We start from the raw sequence: 24,406 nt of genomic DNA, 5'->3' as shown, positions 1-24,406 counted from the left end.
CCGGCCATAAGGCAGGGGACGGATCGGATGCCAGCCGCTATCGTCCACCAGGCTGCACAGCCTCGCAAACAACGAAAGACCACGACCATGATCACCCGCACCCCCATGCAGCGCAGCGCGCTCCTGTCGACGGCCCTTGCCGCCAGCCTGTTTGCCGCACAGGGACAGGCACTGGCCCAGGCCGACCTGATCCTCACCAACGGCAAGATCGCCACCATGGCCCGCGAGGGCGAGTTCGTCCAGGCCGTCGCCGTCAAGGACGGCAAGGTGCTGGCGACCGGCAGCAACGCAAACATCCTCAAGCTCAAGACGGCGTCCACCCAGCTGATCGACGCCGGCGGGCGCACCGTGATCCCGGGCCTGAACGACTCGCACCTGCATGTGATCCGCGAAGGCCTGAACTACAACATGGAGCTGCGCTGGGACGGCGTCACCTCGCTCAAGCGCGCGCTGGAGATGCTCAAGGAGCAGGCCGCGCGCACGCCGGAAGGCGAGTGGGTCAAGGTGGTCGGCGGCTGGAACGAGTACCAGTTCGAGGAAAAGCGCCTGCCGACCCTGGAAGAGATCAATGCCGCCGTATCCGACCGGCCGGTCTTCATCCTCTACCTGTACGGCTTGGGCTTCCTGAACCAGAAGGGCGCCCAGGCCCTGGGTTACACCAAGGAGACGAAGTTCAAGGACGGCGAGGTCGAGCTCGACATGGCAGGCCGACCGACGGGCAAGCTGATCGCGAAGCCGAACGCGCTGATCCTGTATTCGACGCTGGCGAAGACGAATAAACTGAGCCGCGACGACCAGCTCAATTCGACCCTGCACTACTACCGGGAACTGAACCGCCTCGGCGTGACCAGCGCCATCGACGCGGGCGGCGGCTTCCAGAACTACCCGGACGACTACGGCGTGACGCTGGAACTGGCGCGCGGCGGCAAGCTGACCGTGCGCACCTCCTACTATCTGTTCGCCCAGCGCGCCGGCAAGGAACTCGAAGACTTCCAGCGCTGGACGACCATGACCCATCCGAAGAAGAACGACCACATGTTCTACCCGAACGGCTTTTCGGCCGAGGGCGGCGGCGAGAACCTGGTCGCGAGCGCCGCCGACTTCGAGAACTTCCTTGAGCCGCGTCCGGAGCTGCCGGAATCGATGGAGGGCGAACTCGAAGGCGTGGTGAGCCTGCTGGTCAAGAAGCGCTGGCCCTTCCGCCTGCACGCGACCTACGGCGAAAGCATCGACCGCGACCTGGCCGCGATCGAGAAGGTCAACGCGAAGACGCCCCTGAACGGCCTGCGCTTCATCGTCGACCATGCCGAGACCATCACCGACGGCCAGCTGGCGCGCATCAGGAAGCTGGGCGGCGGCGTGGCGGTACAGGACCGCATGCACTTCCAGGGCGAGGCGTATTGGAAGCGCTATGGCGAGCAGGTGCGCCAGATGCCGCCGATCCGCAAGATGCTCGAGATGGGTGTGCCCGTCGGCCTGGGCACCGACGGCACCCGCGTGTCGAGCTACAACCCCTGGCCGTCGATCTACTGGGCCGCCACCGGCAAGACCGCCGGCGGCATGCGGATCTGGCAGGACCAGGATGTGCTCAGCCGCTACCAGGCGCTGCGCCTGATGACGACGGGTTCGGCCTGGATGAGCGGCGAGGAAAAGCTGAAGGGGACCATCAAGCGCGGCCAGTACGCCGACTTCGTCGTGCTGCCGCAGGATTACTTCAGCATCGACGCCGAGAAGATCAAGCGCCTGGAGAGCGTGCTCACCGTCGTCAACGGCAAGGTGGTCTACGGCGCCGGGCCATATGCGCCGCTGGCGCCGCAGCTGCCGCCGGTGTCCCCGGGCTGGAGTCCGGTCGCGGCGTACGGCGGCTACCAGAACCGCTGAGCGCTGCATGGGCATAGTCATGGGCATGGGCAAAGCCAGGCTGGAAGCCTTCAGCGACGGCGTGATCGCCATCGTCATCACCATCCTCGTGCTGGAACTGGAGGTGCCGCATGGCGCGACGCTGGCCGTCCTCGAGCCGATGCTGCCGGTCCTCCTGGGGCATACGCTCAGCTTCGTCTACGTCGGCATCTACTGGAACAATCATCACCACCTGTTCCAGGCGGTGCGCGGCGTCGACGGCCGTATCCTCTGGCTGAACCTGCACCTGCTGTTCTGGCTGTCGCTGCTGCCTTTCGTGACGGCCTGGATGGGCCACGCCGGGGTGGAGACGGTGCCGGTCGCCGCCTACGGCGCGGTGCTGTTCATGTGCGCGGTCGGCTATGCGATGCTCGAACACGGCCTGCTGCGCCTGGACCGTGCGAATGCCACGCTGGCGCGGGCCATCGGCGCCGACCGCAAGGGCTGGCTCTCATTGGCGGCGTACGCCTGCGGGATTGCGCTGGGACTGGTGCACGCCTGGCTCGGCCTGGCGATCTATGTCGGCGTTGCCATTGCATGGTTCATACCGGACCGGCGCATCGAGGGCAGGCTGGCGCTGGAAGAGGGCGATGCGGGCGAGGAAGCGCAGGCGTCGCGCTAAGGACGCGCGGCTGGCCGGGTCGCTTACAATCGAGTCAAGCACACTGACAGGCCGACTATGCAAAGAATCGATTTCGACACACTGGTAGGTCTGGCCGAGGCGTCCGCCGCGGTCACGCTTCCCTGCAGCTGCACGGCCGTATCGCTCGCGGCCTGGCGGGCGGTGCCGCTCACGCTGAAGCCGGAGCGCCTCGAACAGGTCGGCTTCCTGTTCGACGATCCCTACGACGAGCCGACCTTCGCCGAATACCATCCGGCCGGGACGCGCTACGAGAGCGACACCGCGCCGATCGCGCCCCGTTTCTACCCCTACAACCGTTGCGCCGTCGTGCGCTGTCTCGACTGTCAGCGGCACTATCTCCGTTATAACGAGGCCGGCGGCTACTTCACGGAAATCCGGATCCGGGCCTTGCAGCCCGAGCTGATCGTCGACGCGCCGCCCGGCCCTGACAGGGGCTGAAATGCGCGCACGGAGCGGGCTATCCGTATTTACTAGCACACTCCAGAATAGATGAGCAATTGACTTTCATATCATTTTGGAATATAATTGCTGCCTCTATATACGAAATACCCTCAGTAAACTCTCTGCTGCACGATGTTTCCACGCGCTGCGCATGAAGCATTTTTCCCGGGCTCCAAGCCCGCGCGCTTAAAAGTCCTGAAACCCAGCCTCTTTTAACGCGCCCACGACACCCGGCAGCGGCACGCGCCGCACCGGACACGTCTCTCACCCCTTGCCGTCGCCCGCGTGCGTTCGTACGCCCTGGCATTGCCGACGGCGCGGGGTTCGTCGATTCCCTTCGAAGGCCGCTGGCCTCAGGGTGTCGTTCCATTCGCCAAACGAAGGAGAACCACGAAGTGGCAAAACAAATCATCATCGACCATGTCTTCAAAGTATACGGCGAGCAGCCTGAAGCGGCGCTTAAGCTGGTCCACGAGGGCGCCAGCAAGCAGGAGATCCTGGCCAGGACCGAATGCACGATCGGCGTGTTCGACGCCAGCTTCACCATCGAAGCAGGCGAAATCTTCGTCATCATGGGCCTGTCCGGCTCGGGCAAGTCGACCCTGGTGCGCATGCTCAACCGCCTGGTCGAGCCGACCGCCGGCCGCATCCTGGTCGACGGCGAGGACATCAATACGCTGCCGGACGCGCAGCTGCGCGCCTTGCGCCGCAAGGACATCAGCATGGTGTTCCAGTCCTTCGCGCTGCTGCCGCACCTGACCGTACTCGACAACACCGCCTTCGGCATGGAGCTGGCCGGCATCCCCAGGGCCGAGCGCCACGCGCTGGCCTCGCAAGCGCTGGAGCAGGTCGGCCTGGCGGGCTATGGCGCCAGCTATCCGGACGAGCTGTCCGGCGGCATGCAGCAGCGCGTGGGCCTGGCCCGCGCGCTGGCCTGCGATCCCTCGATCCTGCTGATGGACGAGGCCTTTTCGGCCCTCGATCCGATCATGCGCACCGAGATGCAATCGGAGCTGCTGCGCCTGCAGCAGATCAAGCGCCGCACCATCGTCTTCATTTCGCACGACCTCGACGAAGCCATGCGCATCGGCGACCGCGTCGCGATCATGAAGGACGGGCACGTCAAGCAGGTGGGCACGCCGGAAGAAATCCTGCGCAAGCCCGCCGACGACTACGTGCGCAATTTCGTGCGCGGCGTCGATGCGGCGGCCGTCTTCAAGGCCGGCGACATCGCCCGCAAGAGCCAGATCGTGGTGTCGGAATCGCCCGCCCGTGGTTCGCGCGCGGCGCTCTCGATGCTGGAAGAAGAGGACCGGGCTTATGCCTATGTCGTCAATCCCGAGCGACAGTATCTCGGCCTGGTGTCGGTCGATTCGCTGCGCAGCGCCCTCGACGGCCATGTCGGTCCGCTGGGCCTGGCGCATGCCTACCTGCCGGACGTGCAGACCATCGACGCCGACGAACCCGTCGCCGGCCTGTTCGGCCAGGTGGCGCAGCTGCCGTATGCGGTGCCGGTGGTGGCGGGCGACGGGCGCTTTCGCGGGGCCATCAGCAAGACGACCTTGTTGAAATTCCTCGACCGCGATACGCCCGCCATTCCAGAACAACAAGCACAGAAAGGACAAGCATGAATTCCAGCGCCACCACTACCGTAGAAGCCGCGGCCGATGTCAACCCATGGCTGCCGACCCCGCCGGGCGATACGTCCTGGCTCGATGCGGCAGGGCCGGCCGCCGCGTCGGCGCAGGACGCGGGCTTTCAGCTCGGGCAGCTGTTCGACGGCTCGCTGCCGCTGGAATCCTGGATCAACGAGGGCCTGGGCTGGGTCGTCGCTCACTGCCGTCCCTTCTTCCAGGCCGTGCGCGCGCCGATCGACGCGACCCTGAGCGGCGCCGGCCACGTGCTGCTGGCCGCGCCCTCGTCGGTCGTGATCGCCATCATCGGCCTGCTGGCCTGGCAGTTCACCAGCCGCACGCTGGCCGCCGGCACGGTGCTGGCGCTGCTGGCGCTGTCGATGCTGGGCGTCTGGCCGGAGGCGATGATCACGCTGTCGCTGGTACTGACCTCCCTGGCCTTTTGCCTGGCGATCGGCCTGCCGCTGGGGATACTGCTGGCCAGCAGCGAGCGCGCACAGAACATCCTGCGTCCGCTGCTGGACGCGATGCAAACCACGCCGGCCTTCGTGTACCTGGTGCCGGTGGTGATGTTGTTCGGTATCGGTAATGCGCCCGGCGTGATCGTGACCATTATCTTCGCGCTGCCGCCGCTGGTGCGCCTGACCAATCTCGGCATCCGCCAGGTCCGTCCCGACCTGGTCGAAGCGGCGCGCGCCTATGGCGCCTCGCCCTGGCAACTGCTGAGCCGCGTGCAGCTGCCGCTGGCGATGCCGTCGATCATGGCCGGCATCAACCAGTCGCTGATGCTGTCGCTGTCGATGGTGGTGATCGCCTCGATGATCGCGGTCGGCGGCCTGGGCCAGATGGTGCTGCGCGGGATCGGCCGCCTCGACATGGGCCTGGCCACCGTGGGCGGTCTCGGCATCGTGCTGCTGGCCATCACGCTGGACCGCCTGACGCAGGCCATGGGACAGCCGCGCCGCGGCGTGCGCCACTGGTACCAGACGGGCCCAGCCGGTCTCATCCTGCGCCTGGTGCGCGGCGGAGCGGGACGCGCGGCGTCCGCACCGGCCACGCGCGCCGGCGCCCACTAAAAAATGAAAAAGGAAACTGATGAATCAAACTGAAAATTTTAAATCTACCTCTCGCACCAAGCGCCGTTTTCAATGGCTGTCGGCCATGGCGCTGGCCGTACTCACCCTGAGCACCAGCCTCGCGATGGCGCAAACGCCCGATGCCGGGCTGCCCGGCAAGGGCATCAAGGTGCAGGCGCTGCAAAGCTCGGTCGCGGAAGAAACCTTCCAGACCATGCTGGTCGATGCTGCCCTGGAAAAGCTGGGCTACGCGCCGCAGCCGATCAAGGAAGTCGACTATCCGGCCGCGCACATTGCGATTGCCAACGGCGACGCGACCTTCCTCGCGGTGCACTGGGACCCGCTGCACCAGGACTACTACGACAATGCGGGCGGCGACGCCAAGCTGCTGCGCACCGGCCAGTACGCAGGTCCCGCCGCGCAGGGCTACCTGATCGACAAGGCGACGGCCGAGAAGTACAGGATTACCAACATCGGCCAACTGGCCGACCCGGCCATCGCCAGGCTGTTCGACCAGGACGGCGACGGCAAGGCCGACCTGACCGGCTGCAATCCGGGCTGGGGCTGCGAGGCGATGATCGAGCACCACCTGGACGCGTACAAGCTGCGCTCAACGGTGAAGCATGTGCAGGGCAGCTATGCCGCGCTGATCGCCGACACCATCGGCCGCAACAAGCGCGGCAAGCCGATCCTGTACTACACCTGGACGCCCTACTGGGTGAGCGGGGTACTGGTGCCGGGCAAGGACGTGGTCTGGCTGCAGGTGCCGTTCTCCGCCAATCCGCAGAAGGCCAATACCCGTCTCGCCGACGGCAGCGACTACGGATTTTCCGTCAACACGACGCGGATCGTCGTGAACCGCGCCTGGGCCGAGAAAAATCCGGCGGCCGTCAAGCTGTTCGAGGTGATGCGGCTGCCGATCGCCGACATCAGCGCGCAAAACGAGCGCATGCGCGCCGGCGAAAACACGCAGGCCGATATCGCGCGCCATACGGCGGGGTGGATCAAATTTCACCAGCAGCTGTTCGATGGCTGGATCGCGCAGGCGCGGGCGGCGGCGAAACCCTGAGTGCTAACGCAATCTTGCTGCTAAAGTAAGCTCGCTTGCCGGCTGCCGCGAAAAAAATCGGACTCTGAGGGAATAAACTGGCCGCCGTTTGCGTATACGCCGGTATTCCAACCACAACCAGGAGATTGCCATGGTCCCGATCCGTTCCCTCGCAAGCGCAGCCGCCGCCGTATTCCTCGTCTCGGCCTGCGCATCGATGTCGAATCCGCCGGTGAAGATGGCGGACGGCGTGCTGGTCAACGACGCCGGCATGACGCTCTACACCTTCGACAAGGACACGGCCGGCAGCGGCAAGAGCGCCTGCAACGGACCGTGCCTCGCCTTGTGGCCGGCGGTGCCGGCGACTGCCGCGTCGTATTCGGCGCCGTACTCGGTGGTCACCCGCGACGACGGCACGAAGCAGCTGGCGCGCAACGGCAAGCCGCTCTACCTGTACGCCCAGGACACCAGTCCCGGCGAACGCAAGGGCGACAAGGTCAAGGACGTCTGGCACGTCGTGACCGACTGACCCTGCCGCCAGCCTGACGCCATGTCCGATCCCGGAGCCGAGATCATCGCCTGCATTCCGCGCCTGCGCCGCTACGCGCGGGCGCTGGTCGGCGACGCGGCAAGCGCGGACGACCTGGTGCAGGACACGGTCGAGCGCGGCTGGTCGCGCATCGCGGAGTGGCGCCGCGACCGCGACATGCGCGCCTGGCTGTTCGGGATCATGCACAACCTGCACGTGGACGACCTGCGTGCGCGGCGCCTGCAGACGACGGCGCTTGACGACGACATGCCCGATGCGGCCTCTTCATCGAACCCAGCGGCCGGACTCGAAGTGCGCGACATGCAGGCGGCCCTGAACCTGCTGCCGGTCGAGCAGCGCGAGATCCTGCTGCTGGTCGGCCTGGAGGGCATGAGCTACGACCAGGTGGCAGCTGCGCTAGGCATGCCGCTGGGGACAGTGATGTCGCGGCTGTCGCGCGGCCGCGAGAAGCTGCGTACCTTGATGGAGGGAAGGGCGGCGCCCGTGCTGCCCCTACAGGTGGTCAAATGAATTCCTTGCCGATTACCGAAGCCGACCTGCATGCCTATGTCGACGGCGTCTTGCCGCTGGCGCGCCAGGCCGAGATCGAGGCATGGCTGGCGGCCAGGCCGGAAGAAGCCGCGCGCATCGCGGCCTACCGCAGCCAGAACCTGGCGCTGCACCAGCTGTTCGATCCGGTGCTCGACGAGGCGGTGCCGCCGGCCATCCGCCTGCCCGAGCGGCCCGCCTGGTGGAGCGGTGCGGCGAAGCGCGTTGCGGCGGGCGTCCTGATCGCCGTCCTCGGCGGGGTGGCAGGCTGGCTTGCGCGCGGTACGGCGATGCCGGGCGGGGCGGACTCGCCGGGCCAGGTACTGCTCGCGAAGGCGGGGCCGGCGGCAGGGCTGGCGCGCCGGGCCGCCATTGCGCACGTGGTCTACAGCCCGGAGTTGCGCCACCCGGTCGAAGTCGGCGCGGAGCAGGAAGACCACCTCGTCGCCTGGCTCTCCAAGCGGCTCGGCAAGCCGGTGCATCCGCCGCACCTCGGCAAGCTCGGCTACGACCTGATCGGCGGCCGGCTGCTGCCCGGCCAGAGCGGGCCGGTGGCCCAGTTCATGTACCAGGATGGGGCGGGCAAACGCCTGACCCTGTATGTGTCGACCGAACAGGGTGGCGCCGCCGACACGGGATTCCGCTTCGCCCAGGAGGGGAAGGTCGGCGTCTTCTATTGGATCGATGGGGACTTCGGCTATGCCTTGTCGGCCAGTGCCAACCGGGGTGAGCTGGCCGCTGTCGCGACGGCGGTTCATGCGCAGCTAGAGTAAGCCGGGCGGTGTCGGTCCATGCATTCAACGATAGCAGGACCTGCGCGTCGATCTAAAAAAAGTAACTAACCAACGAATTAATTTAAACAGCTAACCTGACTCGACGCTAACAACTTCGGAGATACCAACACAAACCGAGCAAGCATTCAGGAAGGAGGCCGCATCTGGTGAAGCCGCCGTAGAATACGCCCGCTCAATGCGTCTCCGCCAGCCCCGCCAGTTCATTGCGCAGCCACTGGCTGCCCGGCTCCTTGTGGAACTTCGCATGCCAGAACAGGTTCACGTCGAACTCGGGGAAGGGCACCGGATGCGGCAGGTACTTCAGCTTGAACGGCTTCATGCCTTCGCGCACGTAGCGCTCGGGCGCGGTCGCGATCAGGTCGGTGGTCGAGAGGATGTGGCCGAGCGCGACGAAGTGCGGCACGCTCAGGCGCACGTCGCGCTTGACGTTTCGGCGCGCGATGGTGTCGTCGACGATGGCGTGGCCGGTGCCGCCGGCCACCACGACGATGTGCTGCGCCGCCTCGAAGTCGTCCAGCGACATCGATTCCCTGTCCAGCGCATGCCCTTCGCGAAACAGGCACACATAGCGCTGGCGGAACAGCAGGCGTTGGAAAAATCCCCCTTTTAGCTGCGGCAGCAGTCCGAGCGCCAGGTCGACCCGGCCCGCCTCGAGCTCGTCCGCGAGGTTGACGGCGGTGTTCCTGACCGTGCTGATCGTGACCCCCGGCGCCACCTCGCCGAGGCGCCGCATCAGGCGCGGCAGGAAGTGGATTTCGCCGAGGTCGGTCATCGCGACCGTGAACTTGCGGGTGCTGGTGGTCGGATCGAATTCCAGCTGGCGCTCGAGCGTATCGCGGATGCGCGTCAGCGCCTCGGCGATCGGTTCGGCCAGCTGGACCGCGTAGGGCGTCGGCTCCATGCCACGCGCGCTACGCAGGAACAATTCGTCGTTCATCATCTTGCGCAGGCGCGCCAGCGCATTGCTGACCGCCGGCTGGGTCAGGCCTAGCTGCTCGGCCACGACCGACACGCGGCGTTCCCGGTACAGCTCCAGGAAGACCACCAGCAGGTTCAGGTCCACGTCTCTGAGATTAAGCATTCTACATTCACCAAATCTATATCGTCGATTCACGAGATTTTATATTTTTATTTTACTCCGCTTCCTATAATCGACTCCAACAACGAAATCATAAGATTCGGAGACAAGCATGGAGCTGCACATTCCCGCGCTCGGCCGGGTGCTACCCGCCGCACCGGGCGCCAACCTGCTCGCCACACTGCGCGAGCATGGCGTACCCATCTCCTACAGCTGCACCGCCGGCCGCTGCGGCACCTGCCGCTGCAAGCTCATCGAGGGCAAGCTCGGCAGCACCGACGACAAGGAAGTGGGCGGCCAGTACGTGCTCGCCTGCACCAGCGTCCTGCTCGACACCTGCACCATCGAGGTGCCTGAACCCGACGAAGTCATCACCCACCCGGCGCGCATCCTGAAGGCGACCGTCACCGCCGTCGACCAGCTGACCCACGACGTGCGCCGCCTGCGCCTGCGTCCCGCCAAGCCGCTGGCATTCTCGCCCGGCCAGTACGCGACCCTGCAATTCACGCCGGAGCACATCCGTCCCTACTCGATGGCCGGCCTCATGACGGACGAGGAACTCGAATTCCACGTGCGCGTCGTCCCGGACGGGCGGGTCACTGGCTACATCGACCGCCAGCTGAAAGTAGGCGACACGGTGCGCGTCAGCGGCCCGCTCGGTACGTCCTATCTGCGCCGGAAACACGAAGGCCCGATGCTGTGCGTCGCCGGCGGCACGGGGCTGGCGCCGGTGTTGTCCATCGTGCGCGGCGCGATTGACGCCGGCATGCGCAACGACATTCACCTATATTTCGGCGTGCGCGGTCCGCGCGACGTCTACGGCCTCGACACCTTGGCACGGCTGGCGGCAGGGCACCGCAACCTGCACCTGCATGTGGTCGTCGCAGACGGCGCGGCCGCAGACGGCATGCGCAGCGGCCTGGTGACCGACGCCGTTGCCCAGGACTGGCGCTCGCTCGAAGGCTGGCGCGCCTACCTGTGCGGCGCGCCGCCGATGGTCGATGCCGCGACCCTGGTCGCACGCGAACGCGGCATCGCGTTCGAGCACATTTACGCCGACGCCTTCTACGCCAGGGCGGCTTGAGATAAACGGAGGAGACCGAATGGACATGAACGCGAGTGCACAGGACGCGGTAAAAGACGAGCGCGCCCAGTACTATCGCCGCATCAGCGGCCAGAACATGACGCCCCTGTGGGAAGTGCTCGGCGCGCTGGTGCCGAAGGCGCCGAAGTCTCCGGTGGCGCCAGCCCTGTGGCGCTATGGCGAAGTGCGCGAACACGTGATGGAAGCGGGCCGCCTGATCACGGCCAGCGAAGCCGAGCGCCGCGTGCTGGTGCTGGAAAACCCGGCCATGCGCGGCAATTCCTCGATCACGCAGTCGCTGTACGCGGGCCTGCAGCTGATCATGCCGGGCGAAGTCGCCCCGGCGCACCGCCATACGCAATCGGCGCTGCGCCTGGTGCTGGACGGCGAGGGCGCCTACACGGCGGTCGACGGCGAGCGCACCACCATGCGCCGCGGCGACTTCATCATCACGCCGTCCTGGACCTGGCACGACCACGGCAACCTCGGCAGCGAGCCGGTGGTCTGGCTGGACGGCCTGGACATCCCGACGGTGCGCTTCTTCGACGCCGGCTTCGCCGAACACGGCGCGGCCGCTTTGCAGCAGACGGCACGCCCGGAAGGCGATTCGCTGGCGCGCTACGGCCACAACATGGTGCCGCTCGACCTCGACCAGAAAGCTTCCGAGCCGACCAAGGTCTTCGTCTATCCGTTCGCGCAGACCAAGGAAGCCTTGACCGGGATCGCCCGCACCGCGCCCGACGCCCACTTCGGCCACAAGCTGCGCTACGTGAACCCGGCCACCGGCGCCTCGCCGATGCCGACCATCGGCGCCTTCGCCCAGCTGCTGCCGGGCGGTTTCGAAACGCAGCCTTACCGCTGCACCGACGCCACCGTCTACGTTTGCCTCGAAGGCGCGGGCAGCGCGACCATCGGCGACACCACCTATACCTTCGGCCCGAACGACGTCTTCGTCGTGCCGTCCTGGCACACGCTGAACCTGCGCGCGAGCGAAGAGACGATCCTGTTCAGCTTCTCGGACCGTCCGATGCAGCAGGCCCTCGGTCTGTGGCGCGAAGAAAAAATCTAATCACTTTTAACTGGAGATCATCATGGAATACGCAGTTGCGCCGGCCCCGGTGTACACCTTGCCGGTAGCCGGCAGCGAGCAGCAGTTCCCCGTCAACCGTGTCTTCTGCGTCGGCCGCAACTACGCCGCCCACGCGCGCGAGATGGGCCGCGACCCGGACCGCGAAAAGCCGTTCTTCTTCATGAAGCCGGCCAACGCCGTCGTCGTCGCGGGTGAAGGCGAAGTCACGATCCCGTATCCGCCGAAGACCGCCAACTTCCACCACGAGATCGAACTGGTCGTCGCGATCGGCAAGGGCGGCGCCGACATCCCGGTCGAGCAGGCACTGGAACACGTCTACGGCTATGCGGTCGGCCTGGACATGACCCGCCGCGACATCCAGCTCGAAGCGCGCGACAAGGGCCGCCCATGGGAATTCGGTAAATCCTTCGCGCAGTCGGCGCCGATCGGCCCGATCCGCCGCGCGTCTGAAGTGGGCCACGTCGTCGAAGGCGAGATCGCCCTGACGGTCAACGGCGAATCGCGCCAGAAGTCGGACGTCAGCAAGTTGATCTGGTCCGTCGCCGAATCGATCGCCTACCTGTCCGAGTACGAGACCCTGGAGCCGGGCGACATCATCATGACCGGCACCCCGGAAGGCGTGAACGCGGTCCAGCGCGGCGACCTGATGGTGGGATCGGTGGCGAACCTGGACGCGATCCGCGTGCGCGTGGCCGGCTAAATACAGCAAGAGGAGACGGACATGGGAGACAATCCAGTCGTATTCCCGATTCGCCCCGAGTGGGAATCGAAAGAAGCCAGCAGCCGCATTCCGTTCGCGGTCTACACCGACGACGCCATCTACAAGCGCGAACTCGAGCGCCTGTTTTACCACGGCCACTGGTGCTACGTCGGCCTGGAAGCCGAGGTGCCGAACGAGGGCGACTTCAAGCGCACCGTCATCGGCGAGCGCTCGGTGATCATGGTGAGGGCAAGCGACGGCGCCATCAACGTGGTGGAGAACGTCTGCGCCCACCGCGGCATGCAGTTCTGCCGCGAGCGCCACGGCAACAAGAAGGAATTCGTCTGCCCCTACCACCAGTGGAACTACAAGCTCAATGGCGACCTGCAGGGCGTGCCCTTCCGGCGCGGCGTCAAGCAGGACGGCAAAGTGCAGGGCGGGATGCCGAAGGACTTCGACACCTCCCAGCACGGGCTCACGAAGCTGAAGGTGGCTGTTCGCGGCGGCGTGGTGTTCGCCTCCTTCGACCATGAGGTCGAATCGCTGGAAGACTATCTCGGTCCGGACATCCTCGGCTACTTCGACCGCCTGTTCAACGGGCGCCAGCTGAAAATCCTCGGCTACAACCGCCAGCGCATTCCCGGCAACTGGAAGCTGATGCAGGAGAATATCAAGGACCCCTACCACCCGGGCCTGCTGCATACCTGGTTCGTCACCTATGGCCTCTGGCGCGCGGATAACAAGTCGCAGCTCGTGATGGACGAGCGCCACCGCCACGCGGCCATGATCTCGACCCGCGGCACGGGCGGCGCCAAGTCGGAAGTCACGGCCGGCGTCACCAGCTTCAAGGAGAGCATGGAGATCCAGGACAAGCGCCTGCTCGACATCGTGCCCGAAGCCTGGTGGGGCGGTCCGACGGCCGTGATGATGACCGTGTTCCCGAGCGTGATCTTCCAGCAGCAGGTGAACAGCGTATCGACGCGCCACATCCAGCCGGACGGCAAGGGCTCCTTCGACTTCGTCTGGACCCATTTCGGCTTCGAGGACGACACGCCCGAGATGACGGAGCGGCGCCTGATCCAGGCCAACCTGTTCGGACCGGCGGGTTTTGTCTCGGCCGACGACGGCGAGGTGATCGAGCTGTCGCAGCAGGGCTTCGAACAGAAGCCCTTCCACCGGGCGGTCGCGGAACTGGGCGGCCACGAGGTCGGCAACACCGACCACATGGTGACCGAGACCCTGATCCGCGGGATGTACGAATACTGGCGCAGCGTGATGGAGGACTGAGCGATGAACGACCCATTGCAAGCACTGCTGCAGCTGGCGCAGCTGAACGCCGACTACACCGCCGCGATCGACGCCCAGGACTGGGAGCGCTGGATCGACTTCTTCGTCGACGACTGCACCTATAAAGTCCAGCCGCGCGAAAACCACGAACGCGGCTTCCCGCTGTGCACCCTGGCCCTGATCAGCAAGGGCATGCTGCGCGACCGCGCCTACGGCATCAAGGAAACCCTGTTCCACGACCCGTACTACCAGCGCCACGTGGTGAGCCTGCCGCGCATCCTGCGCGTGGACGGTGACCTGATCGAGGCCGAGACCAACTACGCCGTCTTCCGCACGAAGCTGAGCCAGGAAACGACCGTGTTCAACGTCGGCCGCTACCTGGACCGCGTGCGCGTGACGCCCGAGGGCCTGAAGTTCGAGGCGCGGGTCTGCGTGTACGACACCGAGATGATTCCGAATTCCCTGATTTACCCGATTTAAGAGGCAAACATGAGCAACTGGCTTGAAGTGACGGCGCACGACGACGTGCCTGAAGACGACGTGATGGGCGTGCAGACGGCGGGCAAGGACCTGGCCCTGTACAGCGTCGACGGCCAGGTCTACGCGACCGACAACATCTGCACCCACGGCCATGCGCGGCTGTGCGACGGCTTCCTGGACGGCTTCGAGATCGAATGTCCGCTGCATCAGGGGAAGTTCGATATCCGGGACGGCAGGCCGATGTGCGAACCGGTCACGGAGGCGGTTCGAACCTACCCCGTGAAGATCGAAGGCGGCAGAGTCTTTGTCGACGTCAGTTAAGTAGGGTGGGCATTCCATGCCCACGCGGCCGTGCGTGTGCATACCGCACCGCCTGAGATCGGCGATTCGATATGCGAGCTGTGTACCGCGTGGGCACAGAGTGCCCACCCTACAAAACCCGCAGACGTAGGGTGGAGTCCTGACTCCACGCGGTTCACGGTATGCACGCCGGCGCCTCGTGCTTACGGCCGTTGCAACACTAATCAACCGCAGCAAACGCGTGGACTCAGGAGTCCACCCTACAAAATCAAAACCAGCGCAAAGCAGCACAAGACTGCGGCACCCCAAAACAACATCAGGAGATACACATGTCCAGCACCAGCAGCACAAAACGCATCGACGTCCAGCAGCTGATCGATTCCGGCCGCTTCACCGGCTACCAGTTCCTGGTCGCCTTCCTCTGCTTCGTCGTCATCGCCCTCGACGGCTTCGACACCGCCATCATCGGCTTCATCGCCCCGTCGCTGAAAAGCGAGTGGGGCCTGTCGCCGACCCAGCTCGGCCCCTTGCTCTCGGCCGGCCTGGTTGGCCTGGCAGCAGGCTCCTTTGTAGCCGGCCCGCTGGCCGACCGCATCGGCCGCAAGATGGTGCTGGTGCTGTCGGTCCTGTTCTTCGGCATCTGGAGCCTGGCCTCGGCCTACACCGATTCGCTGGCCATGCTCGCCTTCTTCCGCTTCCTGACCGGCCTGGGCCTGGGCGGGGCGATGCCGAATGCGATCACGCTGACCTCGGAGTATGCGGCGACGCGCACCAAGTCCGTGGTCGTGACCATCATGTTCTGCGGCTTCACCCTCGGCTCCGGCCTGGGCGGCGTGCTCGCCGCGCACATGATCCCGGCCTACGGCTGGCGCAGCGTGCTGCTGTTCGGCGGCTACGTACCGATGGCCTTCGCCGTCGTGCTGTTGTTCCTGCTGCCGGAATCGGTCCGCTTCCTGGTGCTGCGCCGTCCCGACAGCGACAAGATCAAGGCGATCATCGGCCGCATCACCCCGACCACCAGGCTCGAAGGCGCTTCCTTCTACGTCCCCGAGTCGCCGGCAGCCGTCAAGCGTTCCCCGGTGGCGCAGCTGTTCGCCAGGGAGCTCAGCTTCGGCACCATGGCGCTGTGGGCCACCTTCTTCATGAGCCTCCTGATCGTCTACCTGCTGACCAACTGGCTGCCGACCCTGTTCAAGGACGCCGGCTTCCCGATCGCGAAAGCGGCCATGGTCGCCGCCATGTACCAGGTCGGCGGCACCGTCGGCGCCATCGTGCTGGGCTGGGCGATGGACCGCTACAACGCCTACAAGGTGCTGGGCATTTCCTATCTCACGGCGATCCTGTTCATCGCCCTGATCAGCTTCCAGTACACGGACCTGCTGATCCTGAACGTGGCCGTCTTCGGCGTGGGCTTCTGCATCAGCGGCTCGCAGATCGGCGCCAACGCGCTGGCCGCTTCCTTCTACCCGACCAGCAACCGCGCCACGGGCGTCAGCTGGGCGCTGGGCATCGGCCGTTGCGGCGCGATCCTCGGTTCGATGATGGGCGGCGCCCTGCTCGGCGCGGGCCTCGGCTTCTCGACCATCATCATGCTGCTCGCCGTTCCGGCCCTGCTGGCCTCGGTCGCGATCTATGCCATGTACGGCAAATACGCCAACCAGCAGGTGCGCACCGTCGCCGCCTGATCAACCAAGAGACCCATGAAACTCTACAGCTTCTTCAATAGTTCGACCTCCTTCCGCGTGCGCATCGCGCTGGCCCTCAAGGGCCTGCCGTATGAGTACGCGGCCGTGAACCTGCGCGCCGGCGAGCAGGGTGCCGAGGAATACCGGGCGCTGAGCCCGGCCGCCATCGTGCCGACCCTGGTCGACGGCGAGGTCAAGCTGACCCAGTCGCTGGCCATCATCGATTACCTGGATGCGACGTACCCGGCGCCGCGCCTGGTGCCGCAGGATCCGCTGGAACGCGCGCGGGTGCTGGAAATCGCGCAGACCATCGCCTGCGAAATCCACCCGATCAACAACATCCGCGTGCTGAAGTACCTGAGCGGCCCCTTGAAAGTGAGCGAGGCCGACAAGTCGGCCTGGTACGCCCACTGGGTGGAAGAAGGCTTGGGGGCGGTGGAGCAGCTGCTGGCGGCGCGGCCGCGCAGCAGCTATTGCGTCGGCGAGGCGCCGACGCTGGCCGACTGCTGCCTGGTGCCGCAGGTGGCGAACGCGCAGCGCATGGGCTGCGACCTGTCGCGCTTCGAACGGGTGATGGCGGTGGTCGAACACTGCATGGCGCAGCCGGCCTTCATCGCGGCCGCGCCCAGTAACCAGCCCGACTACGTCGGCTGATTACTGCTTGAGCGCTTCGACCTGGATCGCCAGCTTGACGGTCGGGTTGAAGCCCATCTGCACGCCGTAGTCGATGCCGAAGTCGCTGCGGTTGAAGGTCGCGGTCGCATCGGCGCCGCAGGCTTCGCGCTTGAACATCGGGTGCTGGATGCACTTGAACTGGTTGATCGTCAGCTTCACCGGCTTGGTGACGCCGTGTAGGGTCAGTTCACCGTCGACCGACACCGGCGTGTCGCCCTTGAAGGTGATCGACTTCGACTTGTAGGTCGCGGTCGGGAATTTGGCGACGTCGAACATGTCGGCGCTCTTTGCGTGCTCGTTCATCTTGGCGTGGCCGAAGTCGATGGTATTCGCATCGATGGTGATGTCGACCGTACCGGTCTTCGCCTTGCGGTCGAGGGTGATGCTGCCGCTGGTGTTGGTGAACTTGCCGCGCCAGACCGACAGGCCGCCCATGTGGTCGGCTTCGAAGCTCGGATAGGTGTGGTTCGGCTCGATGGTGTAGGTGTCGGCGGCGAAGGCACCGGCGGTGGCGCTGAGAGTTGCGATGACGGCGACGAGGTGCTTGATCTGCATGCTGTGCTTTCCTGTTGGTTCAGTTGTTGACAGCCACGACTTTAACTGTTGCGCAAAGCGAGAGTAAGCCCCTGGATTGGATAACACTGTTCCATTTTCCGGTTCAATCCACCGCTTCCTGCGCGCGGGTCCGGCCGGGAGCGGCGTTATAATTCGCTCATCATTCCCTACACGCTGACCCGTCCGGAAAGCGAGCGATCCAACCCATGCACTACGCCCTCGCTCCCCGCACCTTCCTCTTCAGCCACTACTTCGCAACCGGCCTGCGCATCGCCACCGGCATCATCGGCCTGACCTTCCTCGCTTACTTCATCGCCGACCTGCCGACCGCGGTCGCCGTCGCCATGGGCGCGCTGTGCACCAGCCTGATGGACATGCCCAGCCCCCTGCGCCACAAGTTCAACGAGATGCTGGCCGGCGTGCTGCTGTGTTCCGTGGTGGCGCTGCTGGTCAGCCTGTCCTCGCAGGTCGAGTGGCTGCTGTTTACCGTGATCGTGCTGGTCTCCTTCCTGGCCAGCATGATGGTGGTCTACGGCCGCAAGGCGATGCCGCTGCAATTCGCGGCGCTGTTCGTGATGATGCTGTCGAGCGAGGCGCCATCGACGCCGCTGCAGGCGCTGCGCCACGCCGCGCTGTTCTTCGCGGGCGGCGCCGGCTACATGGCGTATGCGATGGTTGTCGTCTGGCGCCTGCAGCGCCGCCTCAAGCAGCAGGTGCTGGCCGAAGCGCTGTACGAGCTGGCCAACTATACGAACATGAAGGCCGGCTGCTACGACATCGAAGCCGGCCTGCCGGCGCAGATGGAAAAGCTGGTGCGCGGTCAGAGCGTGCTGGCCGAGCGCCAGCAGGCCTCGCGCGACCTGATCCTGCGCGGCCGGCCGACGCCAGACGAGGAAATCCTGGTGCAGGTGCACTACGCGATGTTCGACCTCTACGAGCTGGTGCTGGCCACGCACACCGATTACGAACTGCTGCGCCAGCATTTTGCCAAGGGCACGATCCTGCCGCTGCTGGGAGACCTGATCGGCAAGGCCGCGCGCGACATCGAAGCGGTGGCCTATGCAATGACGCGCAACCAGCCTTCGCGCTCGAACGTCGATTACGGTCCCGAGCTGGCCGCGCTCGACGCTGTCCTGCGCGATGTGCCGGTCGGGGAGGGCGAAGACTACGACGCCCAGGCGGCGCTGCGCGCCACGGCCAACAAGATCCGCGACGTGATCGCGATGATCGGGCGCCTGCACGCGGCCACCCAGGCCTCGCACGGCGCCTTGCCGCTGGTGCCGCACACCGACATGACGCCTTTCCTCACCCAGCAGCGCTACAGCCTCGGCATCCTGGTGTCGAACCTGCGCTGGTCCTCGCCCGTGTTCCGCTTCGCGCTGCGGGTGGCGATGGCGATCCTGGCCGGCTTGGTGCTCTCGCGCTGGCTGCCGTACACCTCGCACGGCTACTGGACGGCGCTGACCATCGCCGTGATCCTGAAACCCAGCTTCAGCCTGACGAAGCAGCGCCGCGCCGACCGTTTGATCGGTACCCTGATCGGCTGCATGATCACGGCCGTGATCCTGCACTTCGTGCACACGCCCGCCATCCTGATCGGCTTCCTGTTCGTCGCCACCGCGGCGGCGCCGGCCTTTTTGTCGATCAAATACCGCTACACGGCGGTGGCCGCCAGCGTGCAGGCGCTGCTGCTGATCGGCCTGACCGTGCCGCACGGCGGCAGCGGCGTCAGCGAACGCCTGCTCGACACGCTGCTCGGCACCCTGATCGCCACCTTCTTCAGCTACGTGCTGCCGAGCTGGGAATACCATAACCTGCCGCGCCTGGTCGATGCGGTACTGGACGCCAACCGCAAGTACATCGACGCTGCCGCCGACCTGCTCCTGAAGCGTACGGGCGACGACGTCCAGTACCGCGTCAGCCGCAAGCGCTTCATGGACAGCCTGGCCACCCTCAGCGCGGCGCTGGGACGCATGCTCGACGAGCCGGCCGACAAGCGGCGCGCGCCCGACGAACTCAATCGCTTCACCGTGCAGAACTACCTGCTGGTGGCGCACATGGCGGCGCTGCGCCTGCTGATGCAGCGTTATGCGGAGAACCTGCCGGCCCGCGAAGTCGAGACGGCGCTCGAGGCCATGTTCGCGGAAGTACGCGCCAGCCTGGGCGCGGCGCACGAAGCCGTTCCGGCGCAGGCGGCGGGGCAGAGCACCTGGATCGCTGCTTGGCCCGGCTGGGCGCCGCTGCAGCGCCGCCTGCGCCTGCTGCAGCGCGACGCCGCGCAAGTGGCGCAGAGCCGGACCGCGATCGGCGCCGCCCTCGGCCGCGACTGACGCGCGTTGCCCATCAGGGTAACCCTTACGCAAGCCCCCGATGCGCCTGGCCGCACAGCCGGCCATACTTCTTCCTGACGGGCCGCCTGGCCCGATTACACCAACAGGGAGAGTCCAATGAACCGCCGCAGCCCGTCATTCGAGCGCGACGCCGGCAACCACGCGCAAGCGCGCATGGAACGCCGCAGCAAGCGCCGTCTCGTCAAGCACGTCGTCTCGCGCGGGGTGCGCCAACGCCGCGGGCTGGCGCGCATTGTGTTGTCCGGCGGCGCCGTCGCGGCGCTCGCCGGGGCCGCCTCGCTGTTCGAAGCCGCGCTCTGGTAGCGCGCAGGAAGGAGACGCCATGTATCACCCGAATCGCCCCATCGTGTCCTCGCGCGACCTCGATCGCATCGAGGCGCTGCTGGACGCCACGCCCGAGCGCACGCTGCCGGGCAAGGGCGCCCTGATCGAGGAGCTGGACCGGGCCGACATCCGCGCGCCGCACGAAATGCCGCCGGACGTCGTCACCATGAATTCGACCGTGCGCTTCGCGATGGCCGTGCCGCCCAAGGAATTCTGCCTGAAGCTCGTCTACCCGGAGGACGCCGACGGCACCGACCGCCTCTCGGTGCTGACGCCGGTCGGCAGCGCGCTGCTCGGCCTGGCCGTGGGCGACGCGATCGAGTGGCCGAAGCCGCGCGGCGGGATGCTGCGCGTCGACGTGCTCGAAGTCGTTGCGCAGCCGGAGCGCGAGGCCTATTCGCCGTAAAGCAGGTGCTGGCGCACGAGGTCGGCCACACTGGCCGCTTCCAGCTTTTCCATCATGCGCGTCTTGTGCACCTCGACGGTACGCACGCTGATCCCCAGGTCGCGCGCGATTTCCCGGTTGTGGCGCCCGGCCACGACCAGCCCCATGACTTCGGCCTCGCGCGGGGTCAGGCTCGCGTAGCGCCGGGCCCAGGCGGCGTGCGCCGGACTGGCGCGGGCGTCGCTGGCCTGGCGCTGGAAGGCCTCTTCGATCGCCGCCACCAGCTGCTTTTCCTGCAGCGGTTTTTCCAGGAAATCGACGGCCTGCGAGCGGAAGGCCTCGCGCGCCGAATCGACGTCGCCATGGCCGGTGATCACCAGCACCGGCAGCCGGCTGCCCATCTCGCGCAAGGTCTTCTGCAGGGTCAGGCCGTCCATGCCGGGCATGCGGATGTCGAGCAGCATGCAGCCGCGCATCGCCGGCGTCCAGGCCTGCAGGAAGGCCTCCGCATCGGCGAAGAAGGCGGTCCGGTAGCCGTTCAGGCTCAATAACAGGCCGAGCGCGTCGCGCACGGCGGCGTCGTCGTCGACGATGTAGACGGTGTTTTCACTGCTCACGTTCATTCCTCCCTTGAGCCCGTGCGGGCAATGTCATGACAAGGACCGCGTGCGGTCCGGGCGCCAGCGTGAGCGTGCCGCCGTGGGCCTCGACGATCGAACGGCTGATCGCCAGCCCGAGTCCGAGCCCGCTCGATTTCAGCGAGACGAAAGGCTCGAACAGGCGGTCGCGGATCTTCTCGGCGATGCCGGGCCCAGTGTCGGCCACCCGGATCCAGACCTGGCCGCCCTCGATGCCGGCGTCGACCATGATGCGGCGCCCCGCATCAGCGGGCGCCGCCGCCAGCGCCTGCAGGGCATTCGCCAGCAGGTTGCGCAGCACGATGTCGAGCTGGATGCGGTCGCCCAGCAGCGGCGCATCGGGAATCTCCCCGACCTGCAGGGCCACGCCGGCATCGCGCGCCTGTCCGGCAAAGGCGGCGGCGCTGCCTTGCACCAGTTCCGCCAGCGACAGGGCGTCGAGCGCGATCGCGCCGCTGCGGAAGAATTCGCGCAGGCGTTTCAGGACGTTCGAGGCGCGCTGCGATTCGGCCGCCATGGCGTCGATGGTCTTGTGCAGCAGCGGATCGCCGCCCTCGCGCAGCACCAGGCGCTGGCAGGCGCTGCCATAGGCGGAGAGGGCGGTCAGAGGCTGGTTCAGTTCGTGCGCCACGGCGGCGGCCATCTCGCCGGCGGCGGCCATGCGCAGCGAGTGGCGCAATTCGCGGCTGGCGCGGCGCGCGACGTCGACCGCGATCCCGATCAGGAAGCCGGACAGGATCAGGGTCAGCACCAGCATCTGCACGTTCGGCATGTGCTCGAGGTCCGACACCGGCCACAGCGCCGCCACCGTCACGCCGGCTTCGAGCACGATGGCGGCGCTGACGGCGCCCGCCATGCCCTGGCGCGAGGCGGCCCAGGCGAGCGGCAGCATCAGCAGGTAGTAGGCGAGCGAGGCGGGGGCCGGGCTCTGCAGGGCGACCGCCAGCAGCAGGGCGATGACCGCCGTGTAGGCGGCCGTGTCCCAATTGCGCACGCGCTTGAGGAAGCCGGCGCGCAGCTCGGGGTCGAACACGAAGCAGGCGGCGGGCACGATGGCGAGCATGCCGGCCGTCTCGGCGATCGCATAGCGGCTCAGCACCTCGATCCAGGCCAGGCCCGCAGCGCCGGCGGGCGCGCGCAGCATCGCCGCATACAGCAGGCCGCTGGCCAGGCTGCCCAGCGCCACCACGGCGGCCCACAGCAGCATGCCGCGGTGGCTGGCGAAGAAGGCGCCGCGCGGCAGCGTGCGGCGCGTGAACAGGGCCAGCGCCAGGTAGACCGGAACCGGCAGCAGGCCGCCCAGCAGCGACAGCGCCGGCTGCGAAGGCAGGGCGGGCGTGATGCTGGCCGCCAGCAGGGCCGCGGCCAGCAGCGGCAGCAGGGCGCGCCGGCCGTGGCGCATCGCCGCGTACAAGGCCAGGCCCGCGGCCGGATGCCAGACCGGGGCGATCGCCTGGTAGCGCGCTTCCGGACCGCTCAGCATGTCGCAGGCGACGTAGGCCGCGACGAAGGCGAGGGCTTGCGGGAGTGGACGGGGACCGGACATGGCGTCTTTTAGTAATGGAGAAGCGGACAAGCGCATTATCGCCGCTTCGCCTTAAAAGCCCGTCAAGTAAGCGAAACCCGTAGGGGACTTGGCGAATTGTCAGGCGGCGCGCGGCGGGCGAGACTGGCGCCATGCCACCGACGTGGTGGCTGAAGCGAACGACGACAGGAGAGTCCCATGGAAGTCCATCTGCTTGCAAAACAGTTCCCCCTCACGCCGGCCCTGCGCAGCTATGCGGAGCGGCGCCTGCGCTACGCGTTTTCCTTCGCCCGCGACAAGGTGGGCGACATCGTGGTGCGCCTCGGCGACATCAACGGACCGCGCGGCGGGCAGGACATGCAGTGCCACATCCTGGTGGCCGTGCCGGGGCGGCCGACGCTGGTCGTGCGCGACGTGCAGGACAACCTGTACACGGCGATCGACCGCGCCGTGAAACGCGCCGCCTACAAGGTGCGCCAGGCGGTGATGCAGCGGCGCTCGCTCGAACGCTGGGGCCGGCGCGGCATGGCCAAGGGACGCCGGGACACGCTGCACGACGATGCCGACGCCGAGACCTGACTGGAACACATTCGACAAGGAGAAGGCCTGTGTTACACGGCATCCTGGTGGCGACCGCATTGTCCGGCCGGTCCGTCGATCCAGCGCGAACGGACACCATCGATCACTTGCAGACGGCGCCCGGATGGACCGGCCTGGTCGTGCAGGGCTGGCATGCGCCATCCTGGCTGGAGCGCCTGCGCAATGCCTGGAGCTTCGGCGCGATCGCGCGGCGCACCCGGGAACCAGTGCTGGTGCTGCGCAACCGGCCCGTACGTCCGTATGCGCGGGTGCTGGTCGCCGTCGATTTTTCCGACGCCGCGCTCGAGACCGTGCGCGCGGCCGTGCGCTGCGCCCCCGGTGCACGCTTCACGCTGCTGCATCCGCTCGACACCGGCATGGAAGGCTATATGCGCCGCGCCGCCGTGGCCAGCCGCTTCATCAAGCGGCACCGGCGCCGGCTGCAGGCGGAGGCGCGCGCGGCATTCCGGCGCTTCGTCTACAGGCTGCGCTTGCCGGAAGTGCAATTTTCGCTGCGGATGACGCCGCATCCGGAACGCGTCGCCCTGCGCGTGCATGCCGCGCGGGAGAAGCCGGACTTGGTTGTCGTACGGAAACCACAGGATGGGGTGCTGGGGCGCTGGCTCGGGATCTCGGCCGCGCGCGAAGCACTGGTGGCCACAGACTGCGATTTGCTGCTGGTTACCGCAGGAAGAGGCTGGGGCGCCCCTGGAACGGGTGCGGGCTAATCGATATCGTTCAGACAGTTATCTGTTCTGTGAATGCTGATTATCCGAAACCACAATTAGCTTTCTATCTGAAAGAGTCCATACTGGAGGCATCACATACAGCGAGGAACATCATGAACACTCAAAAACAAGAAGCTTCGAACACCGTCCTGTCGACCTTCGCCACCTCGATCAAGCGCCTGTTCGCGCATGACGCAACGAGCGGCGGCAGCGACCTGCTGCAACTCTACCTGCTGTCGCGCGGTTCCGACTCCGTGCGCCCAGCCGTGATCCGCAAGCTGCGCGCCGCCGCACAGAACTGATTGCGGCGCCGGCCGCGCCGGCGAGAC

General features: G+C 66.5%; 27 protein-coding genes. 23 read left to right on the top strand and 4 right to left on the bottom strand.

Annotated features, from left to right (window positions below; translation table 11 throughout):
- The first annotated feature begins 87 nt into the window (after positions 1 to 87).
- The 9 genes from ACFPQ5_RS11295 to ACFPQ5_RS11255 all read left to right on the top strand — a co-directional run bounded on the left by ACFPQ5_RS11295 (position 88) and on the right by ACFPQ5_RS11255 (position 8,592).
- Positions 88 to 1,881: an amidohydrolase gene (locus tag ACFPQ5_RS11295; protein ID WP_379755095.1), complete on the top strand. Its 1,794-nt coding sequence runs from the start codon at positions 88 to 90 to the stop codon at positions 1,879 to 1,881.
- 25 nt (positions 1,882 to 1,906) lie between these two features.
- Positions 1,907 to 2,521 carry a TMEM175 family protein gene (locus ACFPQ5_RS11290; protein ID WP_379760083.1) on the top strand — a complete coding sequence of 205 codons (615 nt, stop codon included), beginning with the start codon at positions 1,907 to 1,909 and terminating at the stop codon, positions 2,519 to 2,521.
- A 57-nt stretch (positions 2,522 to 2,578) separates the two neighbouring features.
- Positions 2,579 to 2,980 (top strand): hypothetical protein, encoded by a 402-nt coding sequence (locus tag ACFPQ5_RS11285; RefSeq protein WP_379755092.1) that lies wholly within the window; start codon positions 2,579 to 2,581, stop codon positions 2,978 to 2,980.
- Between the two features lie 398 nt (positions 2,981 to 3,378).
- Entirely contained in the window at positions 3,379 to 4,614 is a 1,236-nt protein-coding gene (proV, locus tag ACFPQ5_RS11280) for a glycine betaine/L-proline ABC transporter ATP-binding protein ProV (protein ID WP_379755090.1), read from the top strand.
- The gene (gene proW / locus ACFPQ5_RS11275) at positions 4,611 to 5,693 is read left to right on the top strand and encodes a glycine betaine/L-proline ABC transporter permease ProW (RefSeq protein ID WP_379755087.1); all 1,083 of its coding nucleotides are present in this window, start codon (positions 4,611 to 4,613) and stop codon (positions 5,691 to 5,693) included. Before proV ends, proW begins: the two co-directional genes overlap by 4 nt.
- A 19-nt stretch (positions 5,694 to 5,712) precedes the next feature.
- A complete protein-coding gene (gene proX, locus ACFPQ5_RS11270; RefSeq protein WP_379755084.1) occupies positions 5,713 to 6,762 on the top strand; it encodes a glycine betaine/L-proline ABC transporter substrate-binding protein ProX in 1,050 nt (349 codons plus the stop codon).
- Between the two features lie 139 nt (positions 6,763 to 6,901).
- Positions 6,902 to 7,270 (top strand): COG4315 family predicted lipoprotein, encoded by a 369-nt coding sequence (locus ACFPQ5_RS11265; protein ID WP_136223311.1) that lies wholly within the window; start codon positions 6,902 to 6,904, stop codon positions 7,268 to 7,270.
- Positions 7,271 to 7,291: 21 nt separating this feature from the next.
- Positions 7,292 to 7,801: an RNA polymerase sigma factor gene (locus ACFPQ5_RS11260; protein ID WP_379755081.1), complete on the top strand. Its 510-nt coding sequence runs from the start codon at positions 7,292 to 7,294 to the stop codon at positions 7,799 to 7,801.
- Positions 7,798 to 8,592: an anti-sigma factor family protein gene (locus tag ACFPQ5_RS11255; RefSeq protein ID WP_379755077.1), complete on the top strand. Its 795-nt coding sequence runs from the start codon at positions 7,798 to 7,800 to the stop codon at positions 8,590 to 8,592. The genes ACFPQ5_RS11260 and ACFPQ5_RS11255 overlap by 4 nt, the downstream gene beginning before the upstream one ends.
- A gap of 193 nt (positions 8,593 to 8,785) precedes the next feature.
- On the opposite strand, the gene ACFPQ5_RS11250 is transcribed toward ACFPQ5_RS11255, so the two are convergent.
- Complete coding sequence (locus tag ACFPQ5_RS11250; RefSeq protein ID WP_379755074.1) at positions 8,786 to 9,694, bottom strand: LysR family transcriptional regulator; 909 nt, start codon at positions 9,692 to 9,694, stop codon at positions 8,786 to 8,788.
- Positions 9,695 to 9,803: 109 nt separating this feature from the next.
- Between ACFPQ5_RS11250 and ACFPQ5_RS11245 the strand changes: the two genes are divergently transcribed.
- The 8 genes from ACFPQ5_RS11245 to maiA all read left to right on the top strand — a co-directional run bounded on the left by ACFPQ5_RS11245 (position 9,804) and on the right by maiA (position 16,971).
- Positions 9,804 to 10,775 carry an FAD-binding oxidoreductase gene (locus ACFPQ5_RS11245; protein WP_379755071.1) on the top strand — a complete coding sequence of 324 codons (972 nt, stop codon included), beginning with the start codon at positions 9,804 to 9,806 and terminating at the stop codon, positions 10,773 to 10,775.
- Between the two features lie 25 nt (positions 10,776 to 10,800).
- On the top strand, positions 10,801 to 11,844 hold the full coding sequence (gtdA, locus tag ACFPQ5_RS11240) for a gentisate 1,2-dioxygenase (RefSeq protein ID WP_379755068.1): 1,044 nt from the start codon (positions 10,801 to 10,803) through the stop codon (positions 11,842 to 11,844).
- A 22-nt stretch (positions 11,845 to 11,866) separates the two neighbouring features.
- The gene (locus ACFPQ5_RS11235) at positions 11,867 to 12,565 is read left to right on the top strand and encodes a fumarylacetoacetate hydrolase family protein (protein ID WP_379755065.1); all 699 of its coding nucleotides are present in this window, start codon (positions 11,867 to 11,869) and stop codon (positions 12,563 to 12,565) included.
- Positions 12,566 to 12,586: 21 nt separating this feature from the next.
- Positions 12,587 to 13,852: an aromatic ring-hydroxylating dioxygenase subunit alpha gene (locus ACFPQ5_RS11230; protein ID WP_379755062.1), complete on the top strand. Its 1,266-nt coding sequence runs from the start codon at positions 12,587 to 12,589 to the stop codon at positions 13,850 to 13,852.
- 3 nt (positions 13,853 to 13,855) lie between these two features.
- Positions 13,856 to 14,332: an aromatic-ring-hydroxylating dioxygenase subunit beta gene (locus tag ACFPQ5_RS11225; RefSeq protein ID WP_379755059.1), complete on the top strand. Its 477-nt coding sequence runs from the start codon at positions 13,856 to 13,858 to the stop codon at positions 14,330 to 14,332.
- A 9-nt stretch (positions 14,333 to 14,341) separates the two neighbouring features.
- Positions 14,342 to 14,653 carry a non-heme iron oxygenase ferredoxin subunit gene (locus tag ACFPQ5_RS11220; protein ID WP_379755055.1) on the top strand — a complete coding sequence of 104 codons (312 nt, stop codon included), beginning with the start codon at positions 14,342 to 14,344 and terminating at the stop codon, positions 14,651 to 14,653.
- A gap of 308 nt (positions 14,654 to 14,961) precedes the next feature.
- On the top strand, positions 14,962 to 16,317 hold the full coding sequence (locus tag ACFPQ5_RS11215; protein WP_379755052.1) for an MFS transporter: 1,356 nt from the start codon (positions 14,962 to 14,964) through the stop codon (positions 16,315 to 16,317).
- A gap of 15 nt (positions 16,318 to 16,332) precedes the next feature.
- A complete protein-coding gene (gene maiA / locus ACFPQ5_RS11210) occupies positions 16,333 to 16,971 on the top strand; it encodes a maleylacetoacetate isomerase (RefSeq protein ID WP_379755049.1) in 639 nt (212 codons plus the stop codon).
- On the opposite strand, the gene ACFPQ5_RS11205 is transcribed toward maiA, so the two are convergent.
- On the bottom strand, positions 16,972 to 17,547 hold the full coding sequence (locus ACFPQ5_RS11205; protein ID WP_379755047.1) for a YceI family protein: 576 nt from the start codon (positions 17,545 to 17,547) through the stop codon (positions 16,972 to 16,974).
- Between the two features lie 206 nt (positions 17,548 to 17,753).
- Between ACFPQ5_RS11205 and ACFPQ5_RS11200 the strand changes: the two genes are divergently transcribed.
- The 3 genes from ACFPQ5_RS11200 to rnk all read left to right on the top strand — a co-directional run bounded on the left by ACFPQ5_RS11200 (position 17,754) and on the right by rnk (position 20,628).
- Positions 17,754 to 19,877, top strand: a complete 2,124-nt coding sequence (locus ACFPQ5_RS11200; protein ID WP_379755044.1) for an FUSC family protein — start codon at positions 17,754 to 17,756, stop codon at positions 19,875 to 19,877.
- Positions 19,878 to 19,994: 117 nt separating this feature from the next.
- Complete coding sequence (locus ACFPQ5_RS11195; protein ID WP_379755041.1) at positions 19,995 to 20,201, top strand: hypothetical protein; 207 nt, start codon at positions 19,995 to 19,997, stop codon at positions 20,199 to 20,201.
- A gap of 19 nt (positions 20,202 to 20,220) precedes the next feature.
- Complete coding sequence (gene rnk / locus ACFPQ5_RS11190) at positions 20,221 to 20,628, top strand: nucleoside diphosphate kinase regulator (RefSeq protein ID WP_379755038.1); 408 nt, start codon at positions 20,221 to 20,223, stop codon at positions 20,626 to 20,628.
- Here the strand turns inward: rnk and ACFPQ5_RS11185 are convergent.
- Both ACFPQ5_RS11185 and ACFPQ5_RS11180 read right to left on the bottom strand, forming a co-directional pair.
- The gene (locus tag ACFPQ5_RS11185; protein ID WP_379755035.1) at positions 20,616 to 21,224 is read right to left on the bottom strand and encodes a response regulator transcription factor; all 609 of its coding nucleotides are present in this window, start codon (positions 21,222 to 21,224) and stop codon (positions 20,616 to 20,618) included. The two genes, rnk and ACFPQ5_RS11185, sit on opposite strands and share 13 nt — an antisense overlap.
- The gene (locus ACFPQ5_RS11180; protein ID WP_379755032.1) at positions 21,214 to 22,791 is read right to left on the bottom strand and encodes an ATP-binding protein; all 1,578 of its coding nucleotides are present in this window, start codon (positions 22,789 to 22,791) and stop codon (positions 21,214 to 21,216) included. The genes ACFPQ5_RS11185 and ACFPQ5_RS11180 overlap by 11 nt, the downstream gene beginning before the upstream one ends.
- Positions 22,792 to 22,968: 177 nt before the next feature.
- Between ACFPQ5_RS11180 and ACFPQ5_RS11175 the strand changes: the two genes are divergently transcribed.
- The 3 genes from ACFPQ5_RS11175 (at position 22,969) to ACFPQ5_RS11165 (ending at position 24,379) form a co-directional block, all read left to right on the top strand.
- On the top strand, positions 22,969 to 23,349 hold the full coding sequence (locus ACFPQ5_RS11175) for an HPF/RaiA family ribosome-associated protein (protein ID WP_379755029.1): 381 nt from the start codon (positions 22,969 to 22,971) through the stop codon (positions 23,347 to 23,349).
- Positions 23,350 to 23,378: 29 nt separating this feature from the next.
- Positions 23,379 to 24,077 (top strand): universal stress protein, encoded by a 699-nt coding sequence (locus ACFPQ5_RS11170; protein ID WP_379755026.1) that lies wholly within the window; start codon positions 23,379 to 23,381, stop codon positions 24,075 to 24,077.
- Positions 24,078 to 24,190: 113 nt separating this feature from the next.
- Positions 24,191 to 24,379, top strand: coding sequence for a hypothetical protein (locus ACFPQ5_RS11165; protein ID WP_379755023.1), 189 nt, complete (start codon positions 24,191 to 24,193; stop codon positions 24,377 to 24,379).
- The last annotated feature ends 27 nt before the right edge of the window (positions 24,380 to 24,406 follow it).

Origin of the sequence: Massilia suwonensis (assembly GCF_042655665.1) — a bacterium.
GTDB lineage: Bacteria > Pseudomonadota > Gammaproteobacteria > Burkholderiales > Burkholderiaceae_D > Telluria > Telluria suwonensis.
Note: the sequence above shows the minus strand (reverse complement) of the source record. Positions and strands in the feature narration are given on the sequence as shown.